This window comes from Thermoleptolyngbya sichuanensis A183, from assembly GCF_013177315.1.
GTDB classification, from domain to species: Bacteria; Cyanobacteriota; Cyanobacteriia; order Elainellales; family Elainellaceae; genus Thermoleptolyngbya; species Thermoleptolyngbya sichuanensis.
Genome location: NZ_CP053661.1, coordinates 4,002,370 through 4,014,580, shown reverse-complemented (window position 1 = coordinate 4,014,580; position 12,211 = coordinate 4,002,370). Strand labels below are relative to the sequence as shown.

General features: G+C 53.6%; 9 protein-coding genes and 1 pseudogene. 5 read left to right on the top strand and 5 right to left on the bottom strand.

Annotated elements, in window-relative coordinates:
- Positions 1–15 precede the first annotated feature (15 nt).
- Complete coding sequence (locus HPC62_RS16695; protein WP_225910562.1) at positions 16–1,341, top strand: IS110 family RNA-guided transposase; 1,326 nt, start codon at positions 16–18, stop codon at positions 1,339–1,341.
- A 154-nt stretch (positions 1,342–1,495) separates the two neighbouring features.
- Positions 1,496–2,200, top strand: coding sequence for a transposase (locus HPC62_RS16690; RefSeq protein ID WP_225906652.1), 705 nt, complete (start codon positions 1,496–1,498; stop codon positions 2,198–2,200).
- 205 nt (positions 2,201–2,405) lie between these two features.
- On the opposite strand, the gene HPC62_RS16685 is transcribed toward HPC62_RS16690, so the two are convergent.
- The 3 genes from HPC62_RS16685 to HPC62_RS16675 form a co-directional block, all read right to left on the bottom strand.
- Positions 2,406–3,265, bottom strand: a protein-coding gene (locus tag HPC62_RS16685; protein WP_205370793.1) for an IS630 family transposase whose coding sequence is annotated in 2 segments (ribosomal slippage) — positions 2,406–2,960 and positions 2,963–3,265 — 858 coding nt in all. Because the reading frame shifts where the segments join, the coding sequence is not laid out codon by codon here.
- Positions 3,266–3,330: 65 nt separating this feature from the next.
- A complete protein-coding gene (locus tag HPC62_RS16680; protein ID WP_255548916.1) occupies positions 3,331–3,873 on the bottom strand; it encodes a DEAD/DEAH box helicase in 543 nt (180 codons plus the stop codon).
- Positions 3,874–4,035: 162 nt separating this feature from the next.
- Positions 4,036–4,850 (bottom strand): IS5 family transposase gene (locus tag HPC62_RS16675; protein ID WP_172354373.1). Its coding sequence is split into 2 segments (ribosomal slippage): positions 4,036–4,472 and positions 4,472–4,850, totalling 816 coding nucleotides; the frame shifts between segments, so codons are not numbered across the junction.
- A gap of 311 nt (positions 4,851–5,161) precedes the next feature.
- On the opposite strand from HPC62_RS16675, the gene HPC62_RS16670 reads away from it, so the two are divergent.
- Positions 5,162–6,271 (top strand): asparagine synthetase B family protein, encoded by a 1,110-nt coding sequence (locus HPC62_RS16670; RefSeq protein ID WP_172357514.1) that lies wholly within the window; start codon positions 5,162–5,164, stop codon positions 6,269–6,271.
- On the opposite strand, the gene HPC62_RS16665 is transcribed toward HPC62_RS16670, so the two are convergent.
- Positions 6,253–7,207, bottom strand: a protein-coding gene (locus HPC62_RS16665; protein ID WP_205370770.1) for an IS630 family transposase whose coding sequence is annotated in 2 segments (ribosomal slippage) — positions 6,253–6,865 and positions 6,864–7,207 — 957 coding nt in all. Because the reading frame shifts where the segments join, the coding sequence is not laid out codon by codon here. The two genes, HPC62_RS16670 and HPC62_RS16665, sit on opposite strands and share 19 nt — an antisense overlap.
- Before the next feature lie 72 nt (positions 7,208–7,279).
- On the opposite strand from HPC62_RS16665, the pseudogene HPC62_RS16660 reads away from it, so the two are divergent.
- Positions 7,280–7,741 (top strand): annotated as a pseudogene (locus HPC62_RS16660) (asparagine synthase-related protein); the annotation flags it as partial.
- Positions 7,742–7,818: 77 nt separating this feature from the next.
- Here the strand turns inward: HPC62_RS16660 and nrdJ are convergent.
- Positions 7,819–11,061, bottom strand: a complete 3,243-nt coding sequence (nrdJ, locus tag HPC62_RS16655) for a ribonucleoside-triphosphate reductase, adenosylcobalamin-dependent (RefSeq protein WP_172357512.1) — start codon at positions 11,059–11,061, stop codon at positions 7,819–7,821.
- Positions 11,062–11,464: 403 nt separating this feature from the next.
- Between nrdJ and HPC62_RS16650 the strand changes: the two genes are divergently transcribed.
- Positions 11,465–12,034 carry a hypothetical protein gene (locus tag HPC62_RS16650; RefSeq protein WP_172357510.1) on the top strand — a complete coding sequence of 190 codons (570 nt, stop codon included), beginning with the start codon at positions 11,465–11,467 and terminating at the stop codon, positions 12,032–12,034.
- The last annotated feature ends 177 nt before the right edge of the window (positions 12,035–12,211 follow it).

Genomic DNA, 12,211 nt, shown 5'->3' with positions numbered 1-12,211 from the left:
TCCCCAACTTAGCTGATGGAAAGAACCTTTGTCGCCTACATCGGCATTGACTGGTCAGATCGCAAACACGACATCTGTCTGTACGACCCCGAGAGCGCACAGCGAGAATACAGCGTGATTGGCGCTCAACCGCAAGAGATTGCCAACTGGGTTGCGACCTTGCAACAGCGATACGGCAACAGCCCAATTGCCATCTGCCTGGAGCAAAAGCGAGGACCCCTGATTTACGCGCTGTGCCAGTACGACAACCTAGTGCTGTTTCCCATCAATCCGCGCACGGTTTCTAACTATCGACGAGCCTTTCAGCCCTCACGAGCAAAATCAGACCCCGTAGATGCCCAGATTTTGATTGAGCTGCTGCTCAAGCACCCAGACAAGATCCCCCCGTGGCAAGCCGCATCTTGTGAACTGCGAGCGTTGCGGCAGTGGAGTGAATCCCGCCGCATGCTGGTGGGAGAGAAGGTACGACTGACCAATCGCATCACCGCTGCTTTGAAGAACTTTTATCCTCAAGTGCTGGAGTGGTTTGAGGATAAAGATACTCAAGTGTTTTGTGACTTTATCACTCAATACCCTGACCTCCACTCTGCCCAAGCGGTTTCGGCTGAGGAATTGACTCTGTTCTTCCAGTCTCATCGAGTCATCCGCCGGAGCGCCATTGAGCGGCGCATTCACCAAATCCAAACCGCTGGCATCCCCCTGACAGAAGACCCAGGGATTGTTGAACCGATGCAATGGCTGGTGCAAACGCTGGTGATTCAGCTCAAGGCGCTGTTGCATCGACTCGATGAGTTAAATCAAACGATTGAGCAATTGTTTCAGTCTTTGCCAGATGCGGCGTTTTTCGATGCTTTACCCGGAGCAGGACCCCATCTTGCGCCCCGGCTACTGATTGCGTTTGGCGATGACCGCAGTCGCTTCGGCAGCGCCCAGGCGTTTATGAGCTATATCGGCATTGCACCCGTCAAAGAGGAGAGTGGCAAGAAACGTTGGACGCATTGGCGCTGGAGTTGTCCAAAGTTCTTGCGGCAGTCCTTTGTAGAGTGGGCTGACCAGTCGCGGCGGCACTCATCGTGGGCCAATGCGTTCTATCAGCAGCAGCGGCGATCCGGCAAAAGTCATCCCAAAGCGATTCGCGCTCTGGCGTATAAGTGGGGACGGATTCTCTGGCGCTGCTGGCAAGACCGAGTGCCCTATGACGAAGACCGCTATCTGGCGGCGCTCCAGCGGAAGAGGTCGCCGCTAGCGGCGATGCTAGTCCAAAGTCCGCTTGAGGGGATGACGAGTGCAGGAGGTGAGTGCGGTAATTCTAGGGTTCAAGTTACGCTAAAAGACACATGACAGTTCAACAAATGGAACGTATTTAGGAATGAAACATTTAATGCAATGTAGCCAACCTCGGGCTGGCTTATGGTTTGCTGCGTTTAGAGTCTGTGCATCAATTTACTCAGTACCTTTTCACGGTTGACTGTTGACTCCGTCTCCCTCAGGGCCTATGTTAGCCGACCGCGGGTTTGCTAACCATGACCTGCTGGAGTGGCTAAGCCAAAGTCGCTGGCACTATTGTTTACGCTTGCCCAGTGACGTAGTGGTGCAGGGTCCGCGCCGTCATCCTGTTAAGGTAGGCTATCTGTGGCCTCCCAAAGGTGAAGCTCGACTCTATGAAGGGGTGGGAATCTGGAGCGAGGGGCGCTGGCGCTGCAATTTGGTGCTGGCTCATGTCAAAGGCGTCGAGGAACCCTGGGCGGTCATCACTGATGAGTCTCCCTCCCTCAATACCCTGTGGCAATATGCTCTCCGCTTTCGAGTCGAGGAGCTTTTCCTCGATTCTAAATCTGGTGTCTTTGAGTTAGAAGCTTCCGGCATCCGCTCCGCTCCGGCTCTCGAACGCCTCTATCTGGTCGCGGCGATCGCTATCCTTGATGGCACGACCCAGGGCATGGCGGTGCAACTCGATGGGCTACGCTGCCAGGTTGACCCGCACTGGAGGCGAGGGATTAGCTATCTCAACATAGGTTTGCGCTGGCTCAAGGGTGCCGTCAATAAAGGGCGAACACTGCTTCAGCTGATTGCCCTATTTACCGTTGACCCTGAACCCTGTTTTGCCTCTAAAAAAGCTGAAGCCCACTATTATGACCGCATTTGGTTTTCTAGAATTCAATCCTTGTGCTGCCAGCCGACACCCGGGCAGTCCGCATAAAAAGATGTGTCAGGCAGTCAGGTTACAGGTGTAATGTTGAACTGTTTCCGAATGTCATCTAAATGATCCTTCCTGAAATAGTAATAAATTTGATTCCCAATAGGAATGGTGTGATCGGGGATTAACTTTCCGGTCTGCACCCAGTTCTTCACCACGTTATCGCCAACGCCTAATTCAGACTCTAGCTCACGAGTTTGATATAGCCCTACGCAGTCACGTTAGGGCATTCTCTAAAAGCAGCATCAACACAATCGCGAAAGTTATCAAACTCATCCCAGCGTTGCCGCATCCAATTCTTCAGCACAAACCACCAATGCTCAATCTCGTTCAAGTCTGGGGAATAAGGGGGTAAATACCAAATCTCACACCCTGCTTGAGCCACGATCTCTTCAATGGTTTGAGAATGATGGAAACTGGCATTGTCAATCACAATCACATCTCCCGCTCGCAGTTGGGGGACTAAGCACTCCTCCAACCCCCTCTCCACTAAATCCCGGTTGCACGAGCCAGCAAAGGTCATTGGCGCAAAGAGGCTGTTCTCTCGTAAGGCCGCAATCCAACTGACTCGTTCGGTGCGTTTTCCTGATTTAAGCCCATAGAAGCGGTCTCCAACCTCGCAGTAGCCGTAGGGATAAACGTCTCGATGATCAATGCCTGCTTCATCGACATAGACAACCTGATGTGGCAGCTTACTCCTCAAGCGCTCTTGAAACTCTTGTCGCTTCAGGTCGTCTCGTTCCCGATAGCCATAGGTCTTTTTTTTCGACTAAACCCAATCTTTCGCAAGGCTCGACTGATGTCCTGCTGTGTCACATTATCCCCCCACAGGGTTGCCAGTCTCGCTTGGGTCTGATCCCCATGCTGCTTGACAAACTCACGAAAGCGCGACCAGTCGGTAATCTTATGCCGATTTCCTCGCTGAAACCCAGTCATCGCTCGGCAATCTCCCGTTTCTTTTTCCCGTTTCAACCACAGGTCTAAGGTATTGCGACTGATGTTGAACATTCGACAGACATCAACTTTGCGGTGACCTTGTTTCACGGCTTCAATCGCTTTGCAACGCAAGTCGTAGCTGTAAGGGGGCGGGCATAGGTGTTCCTAAACTCTCCTGATGGCTCTATGATAACGTCCTAACCCAAATACGTAGTGCTATACATCTCCTTCACTTCGTCTTGCCAACGGAAGATATCGATCGCCTCATACTTATCAACCCAGAGATGTAGCCCTAAAACCGCCGACGGCTTTTCTCCTCTCGCGTAAGTGGCCTCCTCTTCTGCCAAAAGGTCAGAGGGAGCGGCAACCAGCCCTCCAGGTCGATAGTGAGGATTTTTGAACAGGCGATGAGTACTGAGGGATTGAGTGTATCGGCTGGCGTTATCAATAAAGTCAAAAACAAGTAAGTATTCTTTACCCGGAGCCGTGCGAGTACCCCGTCCTAACTGCTGGACGTACACCACTTTGCTGAGGGTCGGACGCGCCATTAATAGGACTTCTGTTTCGGGTGAGTCCCAGCCTTCGTTAAGAATGTCACAGGCACAAAGGACGTGAGTTTTGCCCGCTTGATAGTCTGCTAAAACCTGGTCTTTTTGCTTATCGGACATCCGCCCAGAAACATGAGCGGCTGCCACATTATTCTGCCGAAACAACTCTGCCATTCGTTCAGCATGATTCACATCAATGCAAAAGCAAACGGCTCGTTTACCAGAAGCGTGATTCACGTAGGTTTCTACAATCAGGCGATCGCGATCAGGTACCTGTAACGCTTTACCAAGATCACTGCTGCGATAATCAACCCCATTAAATCGAACCTTTGTTAGAGCTGATTTATAAAGTAGCTAAGCTGCCAAGCGCTTGAGCATCAATTGAATCATGGCACCGTAGATCATGGCTTCACTCATTTCGCAATACAATTCGTAGTCTTTGCTCAAGCGTCGATAGCGATTCAACCAGCCAAAAGTTCGCTCCACAATCCAGCGCTTAGGCAGAATTTCAAACGACTTGGAGGTTCGTTTGATGACTTCTACGCGGACAGGTTCCCCACAGACCTGTTGGACTGCATGGGCAAACTTCTTGCTGCTATACCCCTGGTCTACCCACACCACCTCAAGCCGGGAGAGTTTATCGCTGGCTTCATCGAGCGTGACCACGGCTCCAAGCCGTTCTGAGGCATTCGCTTCGGTGACTAATACCCCAATTAAAAGCCCTTGGGAGTCTACAACGAGGTGGCGCTTACGCCCCTTAACCTTTTTGCCACCGTCGAAACCGTAGATGCCCCCCTTTTTTCGGTGGTCTTGACCGATTGGGAATCAGCAATTGCCACACTGGAGTCTATGGTTCTGCCCATTTTCTGCCGCAGGTCTGCTCGGCGTTGGTCGTGCATCTGCTGCCAAATCCCCTTGCGATGCCATTTGCAAAAGTAGAAGTACACCGTTGTATACGGGGGAAGGTCATGCGGTAGCATTTCCCACTGGCATCCAGTACGCTGCACGTAGAAGATTGCGTTGAGGATTTCTCGAAAGTCCACTTCACGGGGACGACCAAAGCCTTTACCGGCAGGTATCAGCGGTTGCAAAACGCTCCATTCTGCATCTCTCATATCACTGGGATAGGCTTTGCGCTTGGGATTGGCGATTTCCGGTAGGCGACTCATAGGCGGGCTTCAGAAGCATCTCTTTCAGACTAAAGTTCACCCTCAGGTTCGCCTGCCTCTATTTAGATTTTCTTTATAAATTAGCTCTCAAAGGTCGGTTTCAGTCTTTTTTCCAACCTCCACTCCATAAACTTCCCCCATCTGCTTCTGAATTCACGCCAGGTTGGAAAATTGCTTTTGGGTCAATCGAGTCCTTGCCCAAAAAACCAGACTGGCAAGATGGCAACATTGCATTCTTTGCGCCTCCACTTTCTGCTTCATCCTTGCCGGCCGTAGTTCCGGCCTTCAGTCCTTCAAGGCGTTGGGTTCTGATGGGCAACCCCTGGCTGTGTCAACCCGCATTGCTAGGGGAGTACCTTGGACTGACCAAGCAGTGGGAGAGTGACCTACACCTGATTGCCCATCTGTGGGAGCACCTTGGCATGGAAGACACCCTTGCTCCGTGGCAGCAGCTTGTGGGAACCTTTGCTATTGCGGTCTACGATCGCGATCGCCAAACGTTGACCCTCGGCCGTGACCCTGCTGGTGGGCAGACTCTTTATTACACAACCGATGGAGCCACCCGCTGGATTGCCCCCCGAATGCGATCGCTCCTGCCCCACCACCACCGAGAGATGGATGAGATTGCCCTGCGGGACTATCTCTGCTGCGCCTTTGTGCCTGGCGAGCGCACCCTCTGGAAAGGGGTACGAAAGCTGCTCCCTGGCACAACCCTGCAACTGCCTAGCGACCAAATTCAACCCTATTGGACGTTGCAGGAGCAGATTGTGGGAGCAACAGAGCCGATTGAATGGCACAGTCAGCGATTGCGACATCTATTAGAAGAGACGGTGAAAGATGCCCTGCCTAACCATGAACCCGTTGGCTGCTTTCTATCAGGGGGGATTGACTCAAGCTGTGTGACAGCACTCGCCCGTCAACTTCACAATGCACCTGTGCATACCTTTTCTATTCACTTTGGTAAGCCATATCCGAATGAGTTAGAGTTCTCTTCACTGGTCGCCCAACATTGTCAAACTCATCATCATATCCTTGAAATTTCTCTGTCTGACCTGTGGGCATTTTTGCCTGAAGCGATGGTTCATTTGGATAATCCCATTGGCGATCCGCTGACGGTTCCAAATCTCTTGCTGGGACGTGTGGCAAAGCAGTTCGTGAACGTAGCTTTAAATGGTGAAGGCGGTGATCCGTGCTTTGGCGGCCCAAAAAATCAGCCGATGCTGATCCAAAGTGTATATGGCAGTTTTAACCAACAAGATGCGGTTCATGCCTACCTCGTCAGCTTCCAAAAGTGCGCTACTGATTTGCCGCAACTGCTTAAGCCAGAAATATGGCAAGCGATACGGTCAGAACCCTACTACCTTGAGGGCTGGCTCAATTCAGACCTGCATTATAGCGTTTTTCATTCTGGCGAGGCATAGTAACAGCAATGGGAGAACCAATTCTGTAGGTCATTCAATGACACTTGGGAGAAGGACTCCTCAATGGCTTTGTCTAGATCAAGATAGCTCCGTGCCCCAAGGGAGCGCAGAATACTCTTAATCTTTGAAAAGCAATTCTCGATGGGTGAAAAGTCCGGCGAGTACGGCGGTAGAAACATCAGTTTAGCACCTGCATCCTCAATCAACCTCCTAACTTCTTCACCAAGATGAATCGAGCAGTTATCCATGATGACACATGCCCCTTTCCACAACTTAGGAACGAGTCTCTGGGAAATGAAGGCTTCAAAGGTAAGTCCATCGACTGAACCGATGAGATTGGAATAGGTAATTACCTTTTTAAGGCTAATTGCACCAAGAATCGAGACCCGTTTCCCTCGTTTGCTGGGACGCTTACCATGGGCTCGTTTTCCTTTCGGGGCACGTGCCCGGAGTCGAGTCAAAGCCAGGTTCACTCCTGATTCGTCAATAAAGATTAAGTCTTGAGCCAGGAATCCTCGAACCAGTTGCCAAAATTTGACTCGTTCGATTTGCACCCGTTCAGTTTCCTTTTTGTCGGGATACAGCGTTTTTTTTAAGGGTTAAGTTCAGTTTCTCTAACATACGAAACATCGTCGAAACGCCAATCCGAACACCGACCCTTTGTTCCAGCAAGTCACACAACTCTGCCAATGTCGCGTCATGATTTGATTCAGCAATCGTTTTTAGGATCTCTAGTTGCTCATTACTTAATTTGGTTGGCGTTTGCTCAGTGCGGCGTTTGGGGGCAATCTCACCTGTTTCCCGATATTGTTTGATCAGCTTTCGCACGAAACTGTAAGCAACTCGAAATTGTTGAGCGATTTGACGTTGCGACGTATTCCCTTCAATGTAGACATCAATAATTTTTTGTCTAAGATCTAGTGAGTAGGGTCGCATTTGAGTTAAGGGTAAAGTAAATTCACTGAATAGATTATATCAAAATACGCCTCACTAGGCTAGAAATTGCTATATCTGAACCGACTGATGGCAATTAATATCCGCTTCAAGGGGACAGACCACATTTTGACGAAGGTCAGCAACTTAACGCGAGCAGTCGGTTTAGAAGGGCGATCGCCCCTGTTTGATCCGCGCATGGTTGATCTAAGTATGCAAATTCCGCCAGAACACAAGCTCTCCGGCGTTCAGGAAAAAGCCGTCCTCAAGCAAGCGGTGGCGGATTTATTACCGGATGTCATTGTGAACCGCCCCAAAAGCGGGATGATGGTGCCGGTGCAGATTGGGTTTCAAAAACACTGGCAGCCAGAGGCAAGAGCATTGCTGCTAAATCGGCAAGCGGCGATCGCTCCTTACCTCAATCAGTCCTTGATTCGAGATTGGCTTGCCTACCGCGGCGACACTTGGCGGCGCTATGGTGTCAAACTCTGGCTGCTGGCAAGTCTGGAGAGTTGGCTCCAGGTTCATCAATGCTAGCAGAACATCAAGCCCTGCCAAGCAACATCGTCACTCTTGGTATTGACTCTAGTATTGACTCTCCAGATTGCCGATCTTTATTGTCCCTGCTCCGGCAACATACACTTGTCGCTGTCGCAGCCAGCGGGCCCAGCTTCCACCAGTTCCCCGGAATCGTAGCGGGCTAGGGCTGCGTAAAAGTCGGCCGTGCGCTGTCGCTCTTGGACTTCGCGCTGGAGCTTCAGGTATGTAGCCCGATCGATCTTCTCGAAGGGCAGCCGGGGGAAGGGCGCGTTGAACCGGGCTAGCAGGGCAGCGCTGATGTAGCCCTGATCCTGGGCGATCGCCCCATGAATGGCCTGGGCCAGCGGCTCGATCTCGTCTTCGTTTAGCTCGATGGTGGCGCTGGTGTTGTGGGCGGTGTAATGCTGCTGCACCTGCATGTAGAAATCGAACTGGGCCAGGGCGCTGAATTTCTCAATTTCGATTTCGTCGGCTCCTGGCAGGTTGGCCCAGGGAACCTCGACGGGAATTTCCACCAGCCATTCGGTGCAGCGCGGGTCAAACGGGTCGTTCAGCAGGTTGCCGTCGTCGTCTTTGTCGGATTGCGACGGCACGATGCTGTAGCCGTAGTCGAGGCAGGCCAGCGCCACGGGATCATTCTTGCGGAAGGTGATGCGGCGGATGAAGCGCTGGGCCTTGGGCGGGTGCCAGCCGGGAGATGCGCCTGTCAGCAGGGATTTTGTGCCCGCAGGCTGGACGGTAGTGCAGCGGTTGGGGCGGCGAAGCTGATGGCGATCGCAGTAGTCCCACACCACGCGATGCACAATCTCTTTCCAGTAGCTCAGGTATTGCCGCTCCTTCTCCTTAAACTCTAGCCCTTTCACCGTGTCGGGGCGGCCCTGGGCCCACCAGCGCAGCCACTCTACGCCAAAGGCCTGCACAAAGAAATCAAACAACCCAGTGAAGGATACGCCCACGATTGGGTCTTCTTCTCGCGACTGCTGGTAGCGCAGCTCGGTAAAGCGGTGGTTGAGCAGCGCTGCAACGGAGAGCGCTCCGGCAGTGAAGGCATCTTCTTGCTGTTTGAAATCAAACGGATCGAGCTGATTCAGGTGAACTTCCGCCAAGTTGCAGTGGAAGTTTTCGCCAATGATTTCTCCACAGTTGTGGGCAACCAACCCGTTAGCATCGAAGCAGGCCGGGCCGGGCACGGTGCAGTCATACACTGCTTCTGTCCCGTCTGCTTCCAGCGCAGCGACCGTCACCGCAAACCGCTCACGGTTAAGCTGACGCTTGTAGCCCTTGAGCGCCTCCTCCAGCTTTTGGGCTTTTCGGGGTTCCTGAAACCCGACCAACTGCTGGAACTGGTGTAAGTTGTCTTTGGCAATGACCAATTCGTGCTGGGCTTTGCAGGCGTAGGGTGCAGGTTGGCGATTTTCGTACAGAGTCGCAATGATGCCGAGTCGAGCCAGCATCCGCTGCACTGCTTTCAGGGTGTTCAGATTGCTCTGCGCCAGCCGCACACTGACTCCTTCCATCTGATCGCCTTGGACGCTGCCATCGGCATCAAATAGCCCCCGCAGAAAGCCTCGATGAAATTCGCAGCTTGTGGCTTCCAAAGCAGCAGTCATCTGCTTTTGTCCTGGCTTCATGCCAAACTGGGCCGCGAGTTTCGCCAGTCCGGTGGAGTTAATCACCCGGTGCTTAAGCTGGGCGTGATAGCGAGCTTCGGGCGTTATCGGTTCATAGCCAACGGCGATCTTCAGAAGCTGGATTGCGTGCTGGCTCATCTCTGCTTGCGATTCTTGCCAGTAGCGCAGCACGGCGGTGTCATTCCACTGGGTTGTGGACAGGCTGCCGTCGCCCAGCAGGTTGCCCAAAAGCCAGCCCTCTTCCCAGGCTCCTGCACCATCCCACGGGTTAAGGTCGCGGTGGTTGTGCAACAAAATGCGATCGCCCGGTTGCAGGTCTTCTGCCGCAACCCATTCGGTGTATTGCGCCTTCTGGGTCTGGGCAGTGACCTTGAGCAATCGATGGTTGCCCGTCAGCCGCAGCGCAAAGCCCTCCTGGGTGGAAAGTTTGAATACAGGCTTCGTGCCAGAGTAGAAAAATCCCTCTGGTGTAGTGCTGAATAGCTCACCGTTGACATAGGTGCTGTGCTGCTTGCCGATCAGGTCTTTGACCTGGCGCGGCCCGTCGCCTGTGTGAACCCAGGTTTCGGCAGTCACACAGGGATTCAGCCCATAGCGGCCCTCGCCCTGGGCGCGACGTTCCGCTTCTCCCGCCCACTGGATCGCACCTTCACCAGAGTAGTATTGCTTGCGGACGGCTTCGGTGCATTCCTTCAGCGTCGGCTTGCGGTGAAAGACGCGGGTGTGGTTCGCCATGCGGAGCGCGTCGCGTTCGGGGTCGATGCGCCAGTTTCCCTCAGTATCCTGCATCCAGAGGTTGTCCTTGGCCGTTTTGGCCAACTCATCTTCGCTGTCGAACTGGCGCATCCCAGCAGAGCGGCGGATGTTTCCGGCGACAACGCAGGCGGCGGCCTCGTCGATTAGCAGGCAGCACTCAATGGAATTGAGCTGGCGGCCGAGAGCTTTGTTCAAAATCGCCGCGCACCGTTCATAAAGCTGGGGCAGCCGGATGGGATTTGCCACGCCGCCAAAGCCCTTCAGCCGTTCGCCCGCCGGACGCACGTCGCTGAGGTCGATGGTGACAGTGACTTCGCCGTTAAACCGCTCGTCGGTGGAGAGTTCCAGCACGGTTTGATAGGACTTGACCCAGCCCTGGCGACTGTCGCCCACGCGAATCGAGACGCGATCGCCCTCCCAGGTCACCGTCGTCTCATCCTGCCGCTGCTCCGCCGGGGTGCTGCCGATTTCGCCCTGCATGATGATGTGGAGGCGGTTGCGAATGGCGGGCAGTTGGTTGATGTACTTTGGTTCCAGCACCGCGCCCGTGCCGCAGCCCATCATGGCCAGATCCATCATCAGCCCAAAGGCCCGCCAGTCTACAACGTTGGTGCTGGTGCAGTTGTAAGCGCCGGAAAAGTTTTCGGGGCGATCGGCCCAGGCCGTGCCGCCTACCCACAGCCAGCGGCCGGAGGGCAAGCTCTTGACCTGGTGCTGCATCCGGCGGAGCAGATCGGCTTCGCTGTCGGTCAGCTTGCCCAGCTTGATGATGCCGCTGAGGGTGCGATCGCACACATCGTCCCAGGTTTCGCGCCGCCCTTCTGCCTTTTCTCCCCGGCGGCTGTAGGTGCGGTAGAACACGGGGTTGGCAGCGGGCGCAGACGCAGGGAAGGGGCTGGTTTGGCTGGGCCGTTCGATGTTTTGAACCATAGTGCGATCGCTCGTATGTGTCGTGGACTGGGGTTGTGGAATCGTTGCGTAAAGCGGTGTAAAAAATTCTTGCAAAGGCACTGGAAAACCCAGCGGGCACCCCCTTAATTTCACTGTCTGAATATCACACCCTCAATATGTAGTGCCATTATAGCGGGTTGCTTCTAGGCATTACACTATATACGCTCAGGTTTGAAAATTCAAGATTTTTCTGACGGTGGCTTTCCAGGGGCGATCGCCCTTGGGCACAATCTGCAACCCAGTACCCACAGGGGGAATCTTTGGCATCTCAGTTATTAATTCTCCGAAAAGAGTCATTGCTGCGTAGTATTCACACTACAGCGCAATACGCGCCTCATCTGAGCCAAACGCCGGGTGAGCGACCAAACCTGAGGAGATCAAGATGCGAAAGTTCATTTCTACGGCGATCGCCCTGACGCTGGCAGGCAGTGTGGCCACTCCGGCGATCGCCGCCAACTGGGAATATCAGGGCGTTGCCGTGACTGGAGAAGACGTTTACCTGGATTTAGATTCTATCCAGTCCCACGGACGAAGCGGCTACTTCTTCCGATATCAAATCGGTCGAGATCAACTCTCTGCATACACCCCTTGCGATGGGCGTTGGCAGGTGTTTAATCGGAATGGCGATGCTGAACCCCTGATACGGCCACAGTCGCAAGCCACGCGCAACATGCTGAATCGAGTCTGCAATTCTGTCGCCACGAACTGGGAATATCTCGGTGAAGCGGTGGGCGGACAGGCAGTGTATCTCGACTTGAGTTCCATTCGACTGGTTCAGCAAGGGAGCTATGTCTTCGACTATCGGCTGGGGCAGGAGCTACGCCGAGCCATGACGGCCTGCGATGGAAGCTGGCGGGTTGCAGATGCAAGGGGCAGCTTTGGCGCGGCCCAGCGGCCCCAGTCGCAAGCGACAAGAACCATGCTAAGTCGGGTCTGCAATGCGGGTCGATAAGCCTGTTCTAGGGAAACTTGGCATAGCAGCCCGTGGGTCAGCACAAGGTTCTGAATAACCCTGAATAGCCCTGAATACTTGGATTTCAGTTGGGAAGGCGCGACCGACCCAACTGATTTTTTTGCAGTCGCTCTGGCAATATTTCCTAGCTATGGCCGCAACGGGCGATTTGAGAAG